Genomic DNA, 17,452 nt, shown 5'->3' with positions numbered 1-17,452 from the left:
ATGAGCGACACACGGATTCTCGACGGCAAGGCCGTTGCCGCCGCCCTGCGGGCCGAGATCGCCGCGAAGGTGCAGCGCTTCGGGGCGAAGACCGGCCGCCTGCCGGGCCTGACCGTGGTGCTGGTCGGCGACGACCCGGCCTCGGAAGTCTATGTGCGCAACAAGGGCATCCAGACCCGCGAGGCCGGCATGGTCTCGCACGAGATCAAGCTGGCCGGCAGCACCAGCCAGGCCGACCTGCTGGCAGTGGTGGCGAAGCTGAATGCCGATCCCGCCGTCGACGGCATCCTGGTGCAGATGCCGCTGCCCGCGCAGATCGACACCCAGGCGGTGATCGCGGCGATCGATCCCGCGAAGGACGTCGACGGCCTGCATCCGGTCAATGCCGGCAGGCTGGCCCAGGGTATCGAGGCGCTGGTGCCCTGCACGCCGCTGGGCTGCATGATCCTGCTGGAGAAGGCCGGGGTTGCGGTCGCCGGCGCCAATGCGCTGGTGATCGGCCGCTCGATCCTGGTCGGCCGGCCGGTGGCCAGCCTGCTGCTGGCCGGCAATGCCACGGTGACGGTGGCGCATTCGAAAAGCCGCGACCTGCCGGCGCTCTGCGCCGCGGCGGATATCGTCATCGCCGCGGTCGGCCGGCCCGAGATGGTGCGTGGCGAATGGCTGCAGCGTGGCGCCGCGGTGATCGATGTCGGCATCAATCGGGTGCCGAAAGGGGACGGGAAGACGAAGCTGGTCGGCGACGTACATTACCCGTCGGCGGTGGAAGTGGCCGGGGTGATTACGCCGGTACCCGGCGGCGTCGGCCCGATGACCATTGCCTGCCTGCTGCAGAATACCCTGACCGCGGCCTGCTTCCGCAGCGGCATCGACCCGGCCTCTCTCTGATCTCTGACCTCTCCTCCGGGCTCTCCTCTGGCCTGCCGCCACGGCATGGCTTCCCAAGGCGCTGAAACGCCCTAATCTGGCGGGCATGCAGACCCGCCTGCCACCGCTGCCGGCCCTCGAGGCCTTCGATGCCGCCGCCCGCCATATGAGCTTCAAGGCGGCGGCCGCCGAACTGCATCTGACGCCGTCGGCGGTCAGCCACCGCATCCGCCAGCTCGAACGCCATCTCGGCCAGCCGCTGTTCCGCCGGCTCAATCGCGAGATCCGCCTCACGCCGGCGGGCGAGGACTTCTTCGCCACCGTGCGCAAATCCTTCGATGCACTGTCGCGTGCGGCACAGCGGATCGGCCGCGGCAGCCGGCCGCGCGAGGAACTGCATGTCTCGATGGTGCCGTATTTCGCCGCCGCCTGCGTGATCCCGCATTTGAGCGATTTCCTCAACAGCCAGCCCGGCCTGCGCCTCTATGTGGAGAACAGCACCCGCAATGCCGATTTCGCCCGCGATGCCGTCGATGCCGGCGTGCGCTTCGGCGACGGCCGCTGGCCCGGGCTGGCGGCCGTCAAGCTGACCGACCTCGCGGTGGCGCCGGTCTGCCGGCCGGACATCGCCGCCCTGCTGCGCCGGCCAGCCGACCTGGCCGGCCAGACCCTGATCCATGTCACCTCCTTTGCCGATCCCTGGCCGCGCTGGCTGGAGGCGGCGGGCCTGGCCGGGCTGAAGCCGAAACGCGAGGTCTGGGTCGACAGCCTGACCCAGAGCATCGATGCCGCCGAGGCCGGGCTCGGCGTGGCGCTGGGCGCCGCGCCGCTGGCGGCGGGCAAGCTGGCCGAGGGGCGGCTGGCCATGCCGCTGGCACCGCTGGTGCCGATCGCCCATGGCTTCTGGTTCGTCTGCCGGCGTGCCGATGCCGGCCGGCCGCGGCTGGTGGCCCTGCGCGACTGGCTGCTCGGGCGCCTGGCCCGGGCCCGGGCCGAGATGGCGCCGCTGGCCCCGGCGGATGCGCCGCCGCCGGCGCTGCCGGTGCCGCCGCCGCGCCGCCGGCAGCGGGGCGGGGGCGGCCCGCTGCGCAGGAAATCCGCCTGACCGTTCCGCCGGGCCCGCTCACCCGGCCGGCAGGAAAATGCACGCGGACAAATTATTTGTATTCATAAATGTTGTACCTCCGAGTAAATTCCGGCTAAGGATTCCCCCAAGGGAACCCGGCGCAACCTGCGGCGCCGGCCGGTCGTCCGACCGGACCACCACAAAAACGCAGGCGGAGGAAACCAGCCATGACACGCAACCCGCACCCGAAATCCGTCTCCCGGCCATCCGCGGCCGGCCCGGCCGTGACCCGCCGCCGCGCGCTGGCCCTGGCCGCCGGCGCGCTGGCGGCCCCGGTCGCCGCGCCCTTCGTGATCCGCGACCTGAAGGCCGCCGAAACCACCCTGCGCCTGCATCACATGCTGCCGCCGGTCTCGACCGCGCATAAGCGCATGTTCCAGCCTTGGGCCGAGAAGGTGGTGAAAGAATCCGGCGGCCGCATCGACGTGCAGATCTTTCCCTCGATGTCGCTGGGCGGAAAACCGCCCGAACTGCTCGACCAGCTGCGCGACGGCGTTGCCGATTTCGTCTGGGCGCTGCCGCATTACCAGCCGGGCCGTTTCCCGGTCTGCGAGACCTGGACGCTGCCTTTCCTGATCACCAACGCGACCCAGACCAGCCCGGCGATCCATGAATACATGTCGACCCTGGGCGCGAAGGAATTCGACTTCTGCAAGCCGATCGCCTGGTGGGCGCAGAGCCCCGGCCTGTTCATGACCAAGGGCAAGAAGATCGAGAAGATGGAGGATCTGAAGGGCCTGCGCATCCGCGGCGGCAACCAGATCATCACCGAGGCGATCACCATGATGGGCGCCAACGGCGTGTTCTTCCCGGTCACCGAAGTGGCGCAGAACCTGTCCAAGGGTGTCGCCGACGGCGTCGCGCTGCCCTACGAGATCGTGCCGGCCTTCAAGCTGCACGAACTGGCCAACAATTTCGCCGAGGTCGAGAAGGGTGGCCGCAACTTCTATACCGTGCCCATGGTCTTCGCCATGAACCGCAAGAAGTACGAAAGCCTGTCCGATGACCTGCGCAAGGTGATCGACGCCAATTCCGGCCCGGCCATGGCGGCCAAGTTCGGCGCCGATTTCGATTTCGGCGACACCATCGGCCGCGGCCTGTGCGAGAAGGCCGGCGGCAGCTTCACCACCATCAGCAAGGCGGAAGTGAAGCGCTGGCGCGAGACCGTGGCGCCGCTGACGGCGAAGTGGATCGAGGCCCTGAACCAGAAGGGCCTCGACGGCAAGAAACTGGTCGAGACCGCCGAGGCGCTGGTCGAGAAGAACGCCGCCTGAGCGGGCAGACGGACGCGCGGATGCGAGTGAGTGGAATAACAGATGGCTGAAGCGCTTCCGTCCGCCGTGCCGTCGCATCGCCGGCGGATCGCCGACCGCATCGCCGCATGGCTGGCGGTGTTGGGGGCGGCGATCCTGCTGGCGGCGGCGCTCGCGTCCTTCCTTTCGGTCGGCCTGCGCATCACCGTCAACGGCCAGGTGCGCGGCGATTTCGAGATCCTGTCGGTGGGTAGCGGGCTTGCCATCCTGCTGTTCTTTCCCTGGTGCCAGTCCAGCCGCGCCCATGTGGTGATCGGCATCTTCACCGACTGGCTGCCGGCCCGCATCCTGCGCCCCGTCGATGCCTTCTGGAGCCTGGTGCTGGCGGCCGGCGCCGCGCTGCTGTGCTGGCGGCTGTGGATCGGCTTCATCGAGACCCTGCGCAACAACGACATCACGGCGATGCTGCATATTCCGCTGTTCATCGTGTCGCTGGCGGCCCTGGCCGGCGTGGCCGGCACCGCCCTGCTGGCAGCCATGGACGTGGCCGCATTGCTGCGGCCGGCGCCCCCTGAGTCTTCCCGTAACGAGGCCTGAAGATGAGTCCCGCGGAAATCGGCGTGGTGATGATCGCCGCCATGCTGGCGCTTATGGTGCTGCGCGCGCCGATCTTTCTCTCGATGGCGCTGGTCGGCGCGGCCGGCTATGTCTGGCTGGTCGGGCCGGCGCCTTTGCTGAACTACCTGAAGGGCTCGCTCGGCTCGCTGTTCGTCTCCTACGATCTTTCCGTCGTGCCGCTATTCCTGCTGATGGGCAATTTCGCGGCCCGCGCCGGCATCAGCCAGGAGCTGTTCGCCGCCTGCAATGCCTGGGTCGGCCACCGCCGCGGCGGGCTTGCCATCTCCACCATCCTCGGCTGCGCCGGGTTCGGCGCCATCTGTGGCTCGTCGCTGGCCACCGCCTCGGCCATGGCGCGCTTCGCCCTGCCGGAAATGCGTCGGCACGGCTATTCCGGCGCGCTGTCGGCCGGCACGCTGGCGGCCGGCGGCACGCTCGGGATTCTCATCCCGCCCTCGGTGGTGCTGATCATCTACGCGATCCTGACCGAGCAGAACGTCGTCAAGCTGTTCCTTGCCGCCACCATCCCCGGCCTGATCGCGGTGGCCGGCTTCATCCTTGCGGTGATGATCTATGTGCGGCTGGTGCCCGGCGCGGCCGGCCCGGTCACCGAACGCAAGCCGCTGCGACAGCGTCTGCTGGCCCTGCGCGATGTCAGCCATGTGGTGGCGATCTTCGCCATCGTGCTGGGCGGCATCTATGGCGGCCTGTTCACCCCCACCGAAGGCGCGGCCGTCGGCGCGGTGATCACCGGCATCGTCGCGGTGATATTCGGCGGCCTGCGCTGGCGGGGCTTCATCGATGCCGCGCTGGAAACGGCGGCGGCCACGGCGATGATCTGCGCCATCGTGTTCGGTGCCGACCTGTTCAACGTGGCGCTGGCGCTGACCCGGGTGCCGATGCAGATGGCCGACTGGATCGGCGAGGCCGGCATCGCCCCCTATGCCGTTCTGCTGGTGATCATCCTGATCTATCTCGTGCTCGGCTGCGTGATGGACAGCCTGTCGATGATCCTGCTGACGGTGCCGATCATCTTCCCGGCCTTCATGGCCCTGGATTTCGGCCTGCTGGCCGAGCAGCAGGCCTTGTGGTTCGGCATCCTGACGCTGATCGTGGTGGAACTCGGCATGATCACGCCACCGGTGGGGCTGAACCTGTTCATCATCTCGCTGCTGGCGAAGGACATTCCGACCCGCGACATTTTCGTCGGCGTGATCCCCTTCCTGTGTTCGGAAGCCGTGCGGGTGGTGCTGATCGCCGTCTTTCCGGTGCTCAGCTACTGGCTGGTCGGCATCGTTTTCGGGTGAGCGCAGTTCACCCGAAGCCGGATTTTTTGCGTTTGCCGGCCGGCCTTTGCGGCTTCTAGATTGCCGGCCATGACCAACACCGCCCTGCATACCGCCGAGATCGTCCTGGCCACGCCGGACAGCCAGCATCTGGCCGCCACGCTGTTCGAACCCGGCATCGACGGCCCGCCCGCCAACGGCCTCTCCGTGCTGGTGAACGGTGCCACCGGGGTGCCGGCCCGCTATTACGCCGCCTTCGCGCAGTTCCTGGCCGGCCGCGGCTTCACGGTGCTGACCTACGATTACCGCGGCATCGCCGGCAGCCGGCGGCGCGGGGCCGGTGCGCCGCCACCGCGCATGCTGGACTGGGGTCGCCACGACATGCCGGCCGCCGCCGCCTGGCTGCGGCGGCACCGGCCGGGCCTCGGGCGCTGCGTGGTCGGGCATTCCTTCGGCGGGCAGATTCTCGGCCTCGATCCGCAGGCCGGCGAGATCGCCGCCGCCGTCACCATCGCCGCCCAGCATGGGCACTGGCGCAACTGGGACTGGGCGCATCGCCTCTACCTGCCGGCCTGGTGGTATCTCATGGTGCCGGGCATCGTGGCGGCGACCGGCCGCCTGCCCGGCCGGCTGCTGGGCGGGGCCGAGGATCTGCCGGCCGGGGTGGCGCGCGACTGGGCGCGCTGGTGCCGCAGCCGGCATTACCTGGTCGACGACGAGGGCCGGCCGCTGCGACCGCATAACCATGCGGTGCGGGCGACGATGCGGCTGGTCAGTTTCGCGGACGACCACACCTTCGGGCCGCGGCGCGGCGTTGACGCGCTGGCCGGCTTCTATCCCCATGCCCGCATCGAGCGGCTGCATGTGGCGCCGGGCGACTGGGGGCTGCCGCAGATCGGTCATTTCGGCTTTTTCCGCCGCGGCATGCCACCGCAGCGCTGGGCCGAACTGGCCGACTGGCTGTATGCTGCGGCGACCGCCAGCCGGGAGGAAGCCGCCTGACTCCGTCCGTCGAAACCCCGATCATCGACGCCTGGGCCCAGCATCCGACATTGCGTCAGATGCGCGATCCGATCTTCGACTCGCTGCGGCGCTGGACCCGCGGCGGCCTGCCGGAAACCGAGCTGCCGGTTGCCGCCACCATCGCGGCGATGGATGCGGGCGGCATCTCCCGCAGCCTGATCTGCGCCTGGGAAGCGCCGCGCGGCCCCCTGATTTCCAATGACGAGGTGGCCGGCTTCGTCGCCCAGGCGCCGGACCGGCTGGTCGGCGTCGGCTCGGTGAATATCTCGAAGCCGATGGCGGCCATGCGCGAGGTGCGCCGCTGTGTCGAGGAGCTGGGATTCAGGGCGATCCGTGTGCAGCCCTGGCTGTGGGAATTGCCGCCGACCGACCGGCGTTTCTATCCGGTCTACGCCGCCTGCTGCGAGGCGGGCGTGCCCTTCTGTACCCAGATCGGCCATGCCGGCCCGCTGATGCCATCCGAACCCGGCCGGCCGATCTATCTCGACCAGGTGGCGATCGATTTCCCCGAACTGACCATCGTCGGCGGCCATATCGGTTATCCCTGGACCGACGAGGCGGTCGCGGTGGCCACCAAGCACGAGAATGTCTACATCGACACCTCGGCCTATACCGTGCAGCGCTATCCGGCGGCGCTGGTCGAGTACATGAAGGGCCATGGCCGGAAGAAGGTGCTGTTCGGCAGCAACTATCCGATGATCGCGCCGGCAAAGGCGCTGGAAGGCCTCGGCGATCTTGGCCTCGATGCGGAAGCGAAGGCGCTGTTCCTCGGCGGCAACGCCAGCCGCGTGTACCGGCTGTGACTGGCGCGGCCGCAGCGGCCGTGCCCTTCCGCCGGCCGGCGGAAGGGCTGGCATCGGCGCTGGCGCAGTTCAACCGGCGGGCCGAGATCGTCTGGTTCGGTTTCGAGGGCGGCTTCGATGGCGCCGCGGCGGTGATCCGGCTGCCCCGGCTGCCGGCGGGCGCCCTGGGCGGCGGCGGCGAGGCGGCGCTGAATGGCGGCGTGATCGCCGCCGGGTTCGATGCCGCCGCCGTGCTGGCCGGGCTCGGCCACTATGACACGGATACCGTGGTGACCCTGAATCTGTCGGTACAGTACTGGCGGCTGGCCCGGCCGGCACCGGGCCTGTGTTTCCGTGCCTGGGCGACGCGGACAACCCGGCAGGTCTGTTTCATCGATGCCGTGCTGGGCGATGGCGCGGAGGCTTGCGCCGGCTGCACCGGCATGGTGATGCCGCGCGGCGGCTGACGCCTGCGACGCGGCGCGCTCAATGCGCCGCGGTTTTCGAGAACAGGTTGATCACGACCACGCCGGCAACGATCAGGCCGCTGCCGGCAAGCGCCGCCGCATCCAGCTTCTGGCCGTAGAAGATCCAGCCGGCCGCCGCCACCAGAACGATGCCGATGCCCGACCAGATCGCATAGGCGATGCCGACCGGGATGGTGCGCAGGGTCAGCGTGAGGAACCAGAAGGCGACCGCATAGCCCAGCACCACACCGATGCTGGGCCAGAGCCTGGTGAATTCGCCGGAGGCCTTCAGCAGGCTGGTGGCGACGACTTCCGAAACGATGGCGATGGCGAGATAGAGATAAGGCATGGTTCTGACCGCCCTGTTATGGCAGCAGGCAGTCTCGCCATGCCAGTGCCGGTTTTCAACCGCCGGGCTGCGCTGTCATCCTCTACCGGGCGGCCGGCATCTGCACGCTGCCGTCCCAGCCGCCACCGAGGGCTTCGTAGAGATCGACCATCGCCGTGTAGCGGGCCAGCGTGGCCTGCACCAGCGTGTCATTGGCGGCGAAGACCGAGCGCTGGGCATCCAGCAGGGTGAGGAAGGTGACCGTACCGGCCCGGAACCGGGCACCGACGATGCGATAGGCCTCCTGCGCCTGGGCATAGGCCTCGACAGCATAGTCGTGGCGCCGAGCGGCGGTGACGGTGGCGCTGAGCGCCGTCTCGGTATCGGCGAAGGCCGACAGGATGGCGGCGCGATAGGTCTCGACCATCTCCTCGCGCCGGGCCTGCGACAGTTCCTCCTGGCCTTCCAGCCGGCCACCCTGGAAGATCGGTGCGGTCAGCGAGGCGGCGATGGCATAGGCCATGCTGGGCGGGGTGAACAGATTGCTGGCCACCACGCCGGCAGTACCGGCCGAGGCGGACAGGCTGAGCGAGGGGAAGCGGGCGGCACGGGCGGCCCTCACGTCGTAATTCGCCGACCGCAGATCGGCTTCTGCCTTGCGCAGGTCAGGGCGGCGCAGCAGCAGTTCGGACGGCAGGCCGGCGGCCACCGGGGGCAGCCGGAGATCGTCGAGCGAGCGGGTGGCGATGCGGAAGCCCTGCGGGTTGCGGCCGAGCAGCACGGCCAGCGCATCGAGCGATTCACGCTCGCTCTGTTGCAGGGCGGCGACGGTGGCGCGCTGGCTGGCGACCGCGCTGCGCTGCTGGGCAACCTCGTAATCGGTGGAGGCACCGGCCTCACGCTGTCGGGTCAGCAGGCCGAGCGTGTCCTCGGCAGCGCGCAGGGTGTCTTCTGACAGGCGGATGCGGTCGCGCAGCGACAGCAGGCCGAAATAGGTGGCGGCGACATCGGCCTGCAGGGTGATGGCGACGGCTTCGCGGCTGTACTGGCTGGCCTCCAGGCTGGCCAGGGCGGCATCGGCGCCAGCCGCATTGGCGCCGAACAGATCGACCTGGTAGCTGGCCGAGAGATCGGCGCCGAAGCTGTTGCTGACCGTGCGGGTGCCGCGGCTGCTGGCGGCGCCGGACGGATTGCTGCGGCCGGTGCCGGTCCAGTTGCGGCCGGCATCGCCGCCGCCGGACAGCGACGGATAGAGATCGGCGCCGGCGATTTTCGCCGAGGCCTGGGCCTGGCGGATACGGGCCCAGGCGATGCGCAGGTCGGCATTACCATCGGCGGCTTCGGCGATCAGGGCGCCCAGTTCGGGACTGCCGAAACCTGTCCACCAGGCGGTGTCCGGCCACAGGTTGCGGGCATCGGCGCGACTGTCCCAGGCGGCTGGCGCGGCGATCTCGGGCTTGCCGAAAACGGGGCCGAGATCGATCAGGCTGCAGGCGGGCAGCAGGGCAAGCACGGCGGCGGCCGGCAGCAGACGCAGGGGGCTACGCATGGATTTATTCCGCGGCAAGGGCGATGACGGGGTCGAGCTCGGCGGCCTTGCGGGCCGGCAGGTAGCCGAACAGCAGGCCGGTGGCGAAGGCGCAGAAGAAGGCGAGCAGCACCGGCTCGGGCGAATAGACCACCGGCCGGCCAAAATGGCCGAGCAGCCAGGTGGTGCTTAAGCCCAGCCCGACGCCGATCAGGCCGCCCAGCGTGCAGATCGCCAGCGCCTCGGCATTGAACTGCAGCAGGATGTTGAAGCGGCGGGCACCGGTGGCCATGCGCACGCCGATCTCGCGGGTGCGTTCGGTGACGCTGACCAGCATGATGTTCATCACGCCGATGCCGCCGACCAGCAGCGAGATCGCCGCGATCGAGCCGAGCAGCAGGGTCAGGGTGTTCTGGGTTTCGGTTGCCGTCTCGATGATCGAAGCCATGTTGCGGATCTGGAAATCCTCGGCCCGGTGCCGGGCGATCAGCAGGTCGCGCACCGCTTCCTGGGTGTCGTTGATCCTGGTCACATCCTCGACCTGCACGGTCACCGTGCGCACGTAACGCTTGCCGAACAGCCGCAGCATGCCGGTGGTCAGCGGCACGTAGACGATGTCGTCCTGGTCGGCGCCCCAGGGGGTGGCGCCTTTCGGTGTCATCACCCCGATCACCTGGAAGGGGATGTTGTTCAGCAGCACATACTGGCCGACCGGGTCCGGCATGCCGGGGAAGACATTGTTGACCACGGTGCGGCCGAGCACGGCGACCGGTGCGTAGTTCTTCACGTCTTCGTCGCTGAAGAACAGGCCATCCTGCACCGGCCAGTCGCGCGCTTTTGGGAAGGGCGCCGTGGTGGCGTTGACCTGGGTGGAATAGTCGCGGTTGGCCACCCGGATGGTGACGCTGCCGGGATATTCCGGCACGGCGGCGGCCACATTGGGCAGTTCGAGGATCGCCTCGGCATCCTCGGCCACCAGAGTGGCGGTGATGCCGTCGGAGCGGCGGATGTTGGGTGCGCCGGGCCGTACCAGCAGCAGGTTGGTGCCCATGGCGCTGATGCGGTCGAGCACCGATTTGCGGGCACCCTCGCCGATGGCCAGCATCGCCACCACCGAGGCGACGCCGATGATGATTCCGAGCAGGGTCAGCAGGGTGCGCAGCAGGTTGCCGCGCAGGGCCTGCAGCGCCATGCGCCCGGCCTCGAACAGGTCAAATGGGCGGAAGCCGCGGCTGCGGCCCTGTTCCGGCCGCTTCGGCGCTTCTGCTGTCGTGGCCGGTGCTGTTGCGGTGCCGGGCTGCTGCTGGTCGGAGAGGATGACGCCGTCGCGGATCTCGACGATGCGCTTCGCCTGGGCGGCGACCTCATGATCGTGGGTGATCAGAAGGATGGTATGCCCCTGCGCGTTCAGGTCATGCAGCAGCTGCATCACCTCGGCGCCGCTCCTGCTGTCCAGCGCGCCGGTCGGTTCGTCGGCGAGGATCACGGCGCCGCCATTCATCAGCGCGCGGGCGATCGAGACGCGCTGCTGCTGGCCGCCGGACAGCTGTGACGGGCGGTGATCCATGCGGTCGCCGAGCCCCAGTCGCACCAGCAGCTCCTGCGCGCGGGCCTGGCGCGCGGCCCTGGGCAGGCCGGCATAGATCGCCGGCATCTCGACATTGCCGGCGGCGGTTTCGCCGGCCAGCAGGTTGTATTGCTGGAAGATGAAGCCGAAGGCGTCGCGGCGCAGCAGAGCGCGGCCGTCGGCATCCAGCGCCGAAACCTCGACGCCATCGAAGCGGTAGCTGCCGGCGGTCGGCCGGTCGAGCAGGCCGATCAGGTTCATCATCGTGGACTTGCCAGATCCCGAGGCGCCCATCAGCGCGACGAACTCGCCGGGCCAGATGTCGAGCGAGATGCCGTGCAGAACCTCGACCGCCAGCGTGCCGCGGTGGAAGGTCTTGCGGATGTCGCGCAGGCTGATGATCGGCATGGCGCCGCCGCCACTCGCGGCGCTGGCGGCGGTGCTGCCCTGGGGCTGCTGCATCAGGTTCATCGGGCGGCCGTCACAGGCGCGGCGGCATCGACGGGCGATTGCCACCCGCGCCGCCGCCGGGACCGCCGCCCTGGCTGCCCGGCAGCCGCGGCGGCAGGTCGAGCACCACCTGGTCGCCGGCCTGTACGCCGCTGCGCACGGCGGCGCTGATCCGGTTGACGGCAGCGACCTCGACGACGCGGCGCACCGGTTCGCCGTTTTCCAGCAGGCGCAGGGCATAACGGTTTTCGCCATTGGGCAGCCTGCGCAGGGCCGACAGCGGCACGACCGGCAGGTTTTCGGCCCGGGCGATTACGAAAAAGACCTGGGCACTCATGTCGGTCATCAGGTCACGCTCGGGGTTGGGTACATCGAACAGCGCCGAGTAGAGGACCACGTTGTTCACCGTCTCCGGGGTCGGCAGGATCTGCCGCAGCCGGCCGAAGCGGCGCTTGTCGGGCTGGCCCAGCGTGGTGAAATAGGCATCCATGCCGATCTTCAGCCGGGTGACATCGGCTTCCGACACCTGGGTCTTCACCGTCATGGTGTCGAGATCGGCGATGCGCAGCACGATCGGCGCTGACTGGTTGGCATTCAGGGTCTGGCCCTGGCGCGCGGTGATGTCGACCACGGTGCCGGCCATTGGCGCATAGATCTTGGTATAGCCGAGATTGGCCTGGTCGGAGGACAGCGTCGCCTCGGCCTGCTGGATCTGTGCGTCCAGCACGGCGATCTGCGCCTGCAGCGAGCGCCGATTGGCCTCGGCGCTGTCATAGGCATCCTGACTGGTGGCGCGTTCCGACAGCAGGCGGCGCTGGCGTTCGAACTGCTTCTCGGCCAGGCCCTGCTGCACAAGCTTGTCCATGCGCTGGGCGCGCAGGGCCAGCAGGTTAGCCTGGTCGGCGGCGACACGGGCCTGGTAGACGGTGGGGTCGATCTGCGCCAGCAGCTGGCCTTTCTCGACCCGGTCGCCGTTGTCGACCAGGATCTGCCGCAGCTGGCCCGAGACCTGGGTGCCGACATCCACATAGTTCAGCGGCTGCAGGGTGCCGACCGCGGACACACTGTCCTCGACGGTGCCTAAGGCCACCGTCTGGCTGCGCAGGACGGGCCGGGTATCGGCCCGCGCCGTCCACAGCCACCAGGCGCTGCCGCCCGCCAGGATAATTGCCGAGGAAATCCCGAGAATTTTGATCAGTCGTGTCATGGTCAGCCGTTGGTTGCCGAATCTAACGGCGCAAAACCGGGAATCCTGCGCCGGATGGCGAGAAATTACCGGAGATGAAGCCGGACATAGTGCTGCGAACAGGGCGGGGTTGCGGTTTTTATGCGAATGAGTTGCAATCTTGTCTGGCCGATGATAAATCCGCCTGCATGCCGTCGTCCATGGCCTGCCGGGCCTGGATGTTCCGGGGTTTCCGGGGCGGCATTTCCGGGGGGACCGGACAGGCATGGGCGGCCGGGGATGCCGCCGGCGGCCTGTCCCATCCCGAACAGAAAATTCCAGGCGGGTTCCATCCCGCGACTGCATTGCCAAGCCAGCCCTCCGGCTGCCGGTCCAGGACCGGCGGAATCGCCGGACAGCCAGCCAGGTGTGTTTCCAACCTGCGTCTGTCCGAGGGGATTCCATGACCGCATCATCCGCGTCTTCCACCATTGAGCATCCTGCGCCATCCGCTGCCCTGCAGCCGGCGCCGCTTCCCACCGTCGGCCGCCTGCGGCTGCCGCGGGTCCGCCCGGCCATGCTGGCCTCGGCGGTGACCGCCGGCCTCGGCGTCGTCTCCCTGCCGGCTGCCGCCCAGCAGGCCGCCAGTCCGGCCCCGGCCACGTTGCCGGCGATCGCGGTCGAGGGCCAGAAGCCGGCCGAGACCGGCGAGGGCTACAAGGCCGAGGAATCGGCCTCGCCGAAATTCACCGCGCCGCTGCTGGATACGCCGAAATCCGTCACCGTCATCACCAGGGAGGTGATGGAGGATCGCGGCGTCACCTCGCTGAAGGATGTGCTGCGCACCACCCCGGGCATCTCGCTGGGCTCGGGCGAGGGCGGTACGGCCATCGGCGACCGGCCCTTCATCCGCGGCTTCGACGCCCTGACCGACACATTCGTCGACGGCATCCGCGACGGCGGCGCGCAGTCGCGCGAGACCTTCAATCTCGAACAGGTCGAGGTGATCAAGGGTCCGGGCAGCGCCTATACCGGTCGCGGCTCCACCGGCGGCAGCCTCAACCTGGTCAGCAAGACCGCCAAAGCCGAGGATTTCAACGAGGGCAGCGTTACCCTGGGCACCGACCTGACCAAGCGCGCCACCGTCGATGTCAACCGGATGATCGACAGCAACATCGCCTTCCGCATCAACGCGGTGGCGCATGATGCCGAGGTTGCCGGCCGCGACGAGGTGGAAGTGCAGCGTTTCGGTTTCGCGCCGACGGTCACGTTCGGTCTGGCCAAACCGACAAAGCTGACGCTCAGCTACTACCACCTGCAGACCGACGACATTCCGGATTATGGCCATCCCTTCGATCCGCGCACCGGCAAGCCGGTGGGCGTGGATCGCGACAATTTCTACGGCCTGACCAGTCGCGACTTCCAGAAGACCTACTATGACGGCGCCACCGCGCAGATCGAGCATGAACTGACCGACAGCGCGACTCTGCGCAACACCACGCGCTACAGCTACTCGGAAAACGACTACATCGTCACCAAGCCGAATGCCAGCCTGACCCAGATCCTGGCCGGAGAGATGAGCCGCGAGTCGCGCAGCCGCAATGCCGACAGCATCACGGTGGCGAATGTCACTGACGTGACCGGCGATTTCGAGGCCGGCGGTTACAAGAACACCTATGTGGCCGGCCTGGAAGTCAGCTGGGAGCAGTCGAAGAATCGCGGCTACACGCTGAACCCGGCTACGATTACCGGTGTCAGCCTGTACAACCCGAATCCGGGCGACGGCTACAGCGGTTCGATCGGCCCGTCGACCAGCTTCGCCCATGTCGAAACGACGACCATGGCGCTGTATGCCATGGATACCATCGAGCTGACGCCGGAATGGGAGGTCAATCTCGGCCTGCGTCTCGACCGGTATGACAGCGATGCCAATGGCGTGAATAATTCCGGAGCCTATACGGCGAAGACCACGGATGCCTTCCTGAATTACCAGGCCGGCGTGGTCTACAAGCCGCTGCCCAACGGCAGCATCTATGTCGCCTATGCCACCTCGTCGAATCCGGCCGGCGGCGCGGCCGGCGAAGGTGGTGATGCCGGCAATCCGAGCGCGGCGACCCAGGATCTTTCCCCTGAGGAAAACCGCAGCTACGAAATCGGCACCAAATGGGATATGTTCAACAAGGCGCTGTCGCTGACCGGTGCAATCTTCCGCACCGAAAAGACCAATGCGCGGGTCAGCGTCGGCAGCGGCGTGCAGCAGAATGTCGGCGAGGAACGGGTCGACGGATTCGAAATCGGCGTCTCCGGCAACATCACGCCGGACTGGCAGATCTTCGGCGGCTATACCTTCCTGAAAAGCGAAATTGTCGATGATGGGCCATCCAGCAGCAACGATGGAAAGGAATTCCCGTTCATCGCGCCGCATAACATCAGCCTGTGGACGACGTACAATATCGACACGGCATGGAAGATCGGTGGCGGTGCCATCTATACCGCGCGGCGCTTTGCCAACACCGCCAACACCTACGAGCTGCCAAGCTACTGGCGTCTCGATGCCATGGCTGCCTACAAGGTCAGCGAGCAGGTCGAGGTGCAGCTGAATGTGCAGAACCTCCTCGATGAAACCTATTACGACGCCACCCATGCCGGCCAGTTCGCCAATGTCGCCCCCGGACGCACGGCGCTGCTGACCACGAATTTCAAGTTCTGAGTACCGCGTAGAACCCGCGCAGGAAACGCGCGCCCCGCCCGTGTCTCCCGCTGATATGCAGCGGGGGCGCGGGCGGGGTTTTGCGTATCCGCCCGCCCGCCGCAGGAGACAGGAGCATGATGCTGAGCATCCCGGATGTGCTGACACCCGAACAGGTCGCGCAGTGCCGCCGGATCATGGATGTCGCCGACTGGGTCGACGGCAATGTCACCTCCGGCCACCAGTCGGCCCTGGCCAAGAACAACATGCAGCTGCCGGAAGATTCACCGGCGGCGCGCCAGCTCGGCGGTCTGGTGCTGGACGCGCTGGAAAAAACGCCGCTGTTCATTTCCGCAGCCCTGCCGCTGAAAGTGTTTCCGCCACTGTTCAACCGCTATGGCGGCGGCCAGTCCTTCGGCATGCATGTCGACAACGCGATCCGCGCCATGCGCGATGCCGATTTCCGCATCCGCACCGATCTTTCCTGCACGCTGTTTCTTGCCGGACCGGACGAGTATGACGGCGGCGAGCTGGTGGTCGAGGATACCTACGGCACCCACAGCGTGAAGCTGCCGGCCGGGCATATGGTGCTGTATCCCTCCACCAGCCTGCACCGCGTCACCCCGGTCACCCGCGGGGCCCGCATCGCCTCGTTCTTCTGGCTGCAGAGCATGGTGCGCGACGACGGCGAACGGCTGCTGCTGTTCCAGCTCGACCGCAGCATCCAGCAGCTGGCGGCTGAAAAGGGTCATGCCGATGCCAATGTCGTGCATCTGACCGGCATCTACCACAACCTGCTGCGGCGCTGGGCCGACAGCTGATCTCCACCGTGAAGGACGAAACCCCATGGCGAAGCCCCGCCGCACTCTCCGTTACTGGCTGCAGCAGATCCATCTCTGGGTCGGCCTGATCCTGTGCATTCCGCTGGTGCTGCTGGGCATCACCGGCAGCGTGCTGGTCTACGGCCATGATCTCGACCACCTGTTCGGCAATGCCGAGCCGGCAGCCACGGCGGCCGGTGAATGGCAGTCGCCTGGCGCCATCGTGGCCGCGGCGGCGGCCAGTGCGGAACCGGGCCGGGTGCCGATCGCGGTGCGCTGGCCGGCGGAGCCGGGCGAACCCGCGGCAGTGCGGTTGTCGCGGCCGGGCATGGCCCGCGAAGGCGGCCCCCGCACAGAGGGCCCCCGCGCCGAAGGCCAGCGACCGCAGGGTCAGGCCCAGCAGGGTCAGGTCCAGCGGGGCCAGCCGGTGCAGGGCACCGTACCCAATGTCAGTCCTTTCGCCGGCAGCCAGCAGATCCTGATCGACCCGGTCACGCTGGAGAAGCTTGGCACCAGCGGCGCCATGTCGCCCTGGCTTCGGGTCTTCCACGACCTGCACGGCAACCTGCTGATCCCCGGCCGCGATGGCCGCGCGGTGGTCGGCTGGCTCGGCATCGCCATGCTGGTGCTGGGTGTCTCCGGCCTGGTGATCTGGTGGCCCAGAAGCAATGGGGCGCCCGGCCAGTGGAAGGCTGCCTTCTTCATCCGCAAGGGGGCGAAGGGCCTGCGCCTGCACCGCGACCTGCATGGCATGGTCGGCATCTGGAGCATGGTGATCTTCATGATTGTCAGCTTCACCGGCGTCTATCTCGGATTCCCGCAGCAGACCGCGGCGGTGATCAACGCCGTTTTCCCTGGCCGCGACATGCGGGCGGCGATGTTCCAGGCGAAGGTGCAGCCGCTGCCCGGCGCGACGCCGGTCGCGCTGGATGATGCCGTGGCGCTGGCCCTGCAGAAGGCACCCGGCACCCGCTTTCTCAATGCCTTCCTGCCCACGCGGCCCGACCAGGCGCTGCGCATCGGCCTGATCCGCCCCGATCACAGCGACGGGGCACCGACGGTGACCGTGCTGGTCGATCCCTGGCGGCATAGCGTGATCGACGTGTTCGATCCGCGTGACTACAGCCTCGGGGAAAGCCTGATCGCCTGGCAGCGGCCCCTGCATGAGGGGCTGGGTCTCGGCCCGGTCTACCAGCTGCTGGTCTTCCTCTCGGGGCTGATCATTCCACTGTTCGCCGTGACCGGCTTTTTCATGTGGTGGATCAAGCGCCGCAACCGCCGTGCGACCGAACGGGCCAAGCAGGCCGCCCTGCGCCAGGCTGCCGGCCAGCAGGCGGAATAAGCCGACCGGGCCCGGGGGCGGCCCTGTCACAGGCGGCCCTGTCACAGGCGGCCCTGTCACAGGCGGCCCTGTCACAGGCGGCCCTGTCACAGGCGGCCCTGTCACAGGCGGCCCTGTCACAGGCGGCCCTGTCACAGGCG

Annotated in this window: 16 protein-coding genes; 12 read left to right on the top strand and 4 right to left on the bottom strand. The window is 68.1% G+C overall.

The genetic code is table 11. The features are described from left to right. The 8 genes from folD to ACEQZY_RS12010 all read left to right on the top strand — a co-directional run bounded on the left by folD (nucleotide 1) and on the right by ACEQZY_RS12010 (nucleotide 7,422). Nucleotides 1-888 carry a bifunctional methylenetetrahydrofolate dehydrogenase/methenyltetrahydrofolate cyclohydrolase FolD gene (folD, locus tag ACEQZY_RS12045; protein WP_370154642.1) on the top strand — a complete coding sequence of 296 codons (888 nt, stop codon included), beginning with the start codon at nucleotides 1-3 and terminating at the stop codon, nucleotides 886-888. An 85-nt stretch (nucleotides 889-973) separates the two neighbouring features. Next, nucleotides 974-1,972, top strand: coding sequence for a LysR substrate-binding domain-containing protein (locus ACEQZY_RS12040; protein ID WP_370154640.1), 999 nt, complete (start codon nucleotides 974-976; stop codon nucleotides 1,970-1,972). 188 nt (nucleotides 1,973-2,160) lie between these two features. Further along, complete coding sequence (locus ACEQZY_RS12035; protein ID WP_370154638.1) at nucleotides 2,161-3,267, top strand: TRAP transporter substrate-binding protein; 1,107 nt, start codon at nucleotides 2,161-2,163, stop codon at nucleotides 3,265-3,267. Between the two features lie 42 nt (nucleotides 3,268-3,309). Next, nucleotides 3,310-3,843, top strand: a complete 534-nt coding sequence (locus ACEQZY_RS12030; RefSeq protein ID WP_370154635.1) for a TRAP transporter small permease — start codon at nucleotides 3,310-3,312, stop codon at nucleotides 3,841-3,843. Nucleotides 3,844-3,845: 2 nt separating this feature from the next. Then, nucleotides 3,846-5,171, top strand: coding sequence for a TRAP transporter large permease (locus tag ACEQZY_RS12025; protein ID WP_370154632.1), 1,326 nt, complete (start codon nucleotides 3,846-3,848; stop codon nucleotides 5,169-5,171). Nucleotides 5,172-5,240: 69 nt separating this feature from the next. After that, nucleotides 5,241-6,152 (top strand): alpha/beta fold hydrolase, encoded by a 912-nt coding sequence (locus ACEQZY_RS12020; RefSeq protein ID WP_370154629.1) that lies wholly within the window; start codon nucleotides 5,241-5,243, stop codon nucleotides 6,150-6,152. A gap of 59 nt (nucleotides 6,153-6,211) precedes the next feature. Next, nucleotides 6,212-6,976 carry an amidohydrolase family protein gene (locus tag ACEQZY_RS12015; RefSeq protein WP_370154626.1) on the top strand — a complete coding sequence of 255 codons (765 nt, stop codon included), beginning with the start codon at nucleotides 6,212-6,214 and terminating at the stop codon, nucleotides 6,974-6,976. Continuing rightward, nucleotides 6,973-7,422, top strand: coding sequence for a PaaI family thioesterase (locus ACEQZY_RS12010; protein ID WP_372530180.1), 450 nt, complete (start codon nucleotides 6,973-6,975; stop codon nucleotides 7,420-7,422). The genes ACEQZY_RS12015 and ACEQZY_RS12010 overlap by 4 nt, the downstream gene beginning before the upstream one ends. Nucleotides 7,423-7,441: 19 nt before the next feature. Here ACEQZY_RS12010 and ACEQZY_RS12005 read toward each other — a convergent pair whose 3' ends face one another. The 4 genes from ACEQZY_RS12005 to ACEQZY_RS11990 form a co-directional block, all read right to left on the bottom strand. Further along, nucleotides 7,442-7,771 carry an SMR family transporter gene (locus ACEQZY_RS12005; RefSeq protein WP_370154620.1) on the bottom strand — a complete coding sequence of 110 codons (330 nt, stop codon included), beginning with the start codon at nucleotides 7,769-7,771 and terminating at the stop codon, nucleotides 7,442-7,444. 82 nt (nucleotides 7,772-7,853) lie between these two features. Beyond that, on the bottom strand, nucleotides 7,854-9,299 hold the full coding sequence (locus ACEQZY_RS12000; protein WP_370154617.1) for an efflux transporter outer membrane subunit: 1,446 nt from the start codon (nucleotides 9,297-9,299) through the stop codon (nucleotides 7,854-7,856). Between the two features lie 4 nt (nucleotides 9,300-9,303). Continuing rightward, on the bottom strand, nucleotides 9,304-11,307 hold the full coding sequence (locus tag ACEQZY_RS11995; protein WP_370154614.1) for a MacB family efflux pump subunit: 2,004 nt from the start codon (nucleotides 11,305-11,307) through the stop codon (nucleotides 9,304-9,306). A gap of 19 nt (nucleotides 11,308-11,326) precedes the next feature. Beyond that, a complete protein-coding gene (locus ACEQZY_RS11990; RefSeq protein ID WP_370154611.1) occupies nucleotides 11,327-12,502 on the bottom strand; it encodes an efflux RND transporter periplasmic adaptor subunit in 1,176 nt (391 codons plus the stop codon). Between the two features lie 421 nt (nucleotides 12,503-12,923). Between ACEQZY_RS11990 and ACEQZY_RS11985 the strand changes: the two genes are divergently transcribed. The 4 genes from ACEQZY_RS11985 to ACEQZY_RS11970 all read left to right on the top strand — a co-directional run. After that, the gene (locus ACEQZY_RS11985; protein WP_370154608.1) at nucleotides 12,924-15,170 is read left to right on the top strand and encodes a TonB-dependent receptor; all 2,247 of its coding nucleotides are present in this window, start codon (nucleotides 12,924-12,926) and stop codon (nucleotides 15,168-15,170) included. A gap of 116 nt (nucleotides 15,171-15,286) precedes the next feature. Continuing rightward, on the top strand, nucleotides 15,287-15,970 hold the full coding sequence (locus ACEQZY_RS11980) for a Fe2+-dependent dioxygenase (protein ID WP_370154605.1): 684 nt from the start codon (nucleotides 15,287-15,289) through the stop codon (nucleotides 15,968-15,970). A 25-nt stretch (nucleotides 15,971-15,995) separates the two neighbouring features. After that, entirely contained in the window at nucleotides 15,996-17,312 is a 1,317-nt protein-coding gene (locus ACEQZY_RS11975; RefSeq protein WP_370154603.1) for a PepSY-associated TM helix domain-containing protein, read from the top strand. Next, the coding region (locus ACEQZY_RS11970) for a pentapeptide repeat-containing protein (RefSeq protein ID WP_370154601.1) at nucleotides 17,225-17,452 on the top strand (228 nt) is incomplete at its 3' end. The genes ACEQZY_RS11975 and ACEQZY_RS11970, both read left to right, overlap by 88 nt.

The sequence above is a fragment of the Ferrovibrio sp. genome (genome assembly GCF_964218355.1).
In the GTDB taxonomy this organism is placed as follows: Bacteria; Pseudomonadota; Alphaproteobacteria; order Ferrovibrionales; family Ferrovibrionaceae; genus Ferrovibrio.
This window is presented reverse-complemented; position numbering and strand designations above follow the sequence as displayed.

Excerpts from the sequence above, each read along its gene's own strand:
- ACEQZY_RS12005 (WP_370154620.1), bottom strand. The coding sequence starts at position 7,771 with ATGCCTTATCTCTATCTCGCCATCGCCATCGTTTCGGAAGTCGTCGCC.
- ACEQZY_RS12030 (WP_370154635.1), top strand. The coding sequence starts at position 3,310 with ATGGCTGAAGCGCTTCCGTCCGCCGTGCCGTCGCATCGCCGGCGGATC.
- folD (WP_370154642.1), top strand. The coding sequence starts at position 1 with ATGAGCGACACACGGATTCTCGACGGCAAGGCCGTTGCCGCCGCCCTG.
- ACEQZY_RS11990 (WP_370154611.1), bottom strand. The coding sequence starts at position 12,502 with ATGACACGACTGATCAAAATTCTCGGGATTTCCTCGGCAATTATCCTG.
- ACEQZY_RS12035 (WP_370154638.1), top strand. The coding sequence starts at position 2,161 with ATGACACGCAACCCGCACCCGAAATCCGTCTCCCGGCCATCCGCGGCC.
- ACEQZY_RS12020 (WP_370154629.1), top strand. The coding sequence starts at position 5,241 with ATGACCAACACCGCCCTGCATACCGCCGAGATCGTCCTGGCCACGCCG.
- ACEQZY_RS12000 (WP_370154617.1), bottom strand. The coding sequence starts at position 9,299 with ATGCGTAGCCCCCTGCGTCTGCTGCCGGCCGCCGCCGTGCTTGCCCTG.
- ACEQZY_RS12040 (WP_370154640.1), top strand. The coding sequence starts at position 974 with ATGCAGACCCGCCTGCCACCGCTGCCGGCCCTCGAGGCCTTCGATGCC.
- ACEQZY_RS11975 (WP_370154603.1), top strand. The coding sequence starts at position 15,996 with ATGGCGAAGCCCCGCCGCACTCTCCGTTACTGGCTGCAGCAGATCCAT.
- ACEQZY_RS11995 (WP_370154614.1), bottom strand. The coding sequence starts at position 11,307 with ATGCAGCAGCCCCAGGGCAGCACCGCCGCCAGCGCCGCGAGTGGCGGC.
- ACEQZY_RS12015 (WP_370154626.1), top strand. The coding sequence starts at position 6,212 with ATGCGCGATCCGATCTTCGACTCGCTGCGGCGCTGGACCCGCGGCGGC.
- ACEQZY_RS11980 (WP_370154605.1), top strand. The coding sequence starts at position 15,287 with ATGATGCTGAGCATCCCGGATGTGCTGACACCCGAACAGGTCGCGCAG.
- ACEQZY_RS11985 (WP_370154608.1), top strand. The coding sequence starts at position 12,924 with ATGACCGCATCATCCGCGTCTTCCACCATTGAGCATCCTGCGCCATCC.
- ACEQZY_RS12025 (WP_370154632.1), top strand. The coding sequence starts at position 3,846 with ATGAGTCCCGCGGAAATCGGCGTGGTGATGATCGCCGCCATGCTGGCG.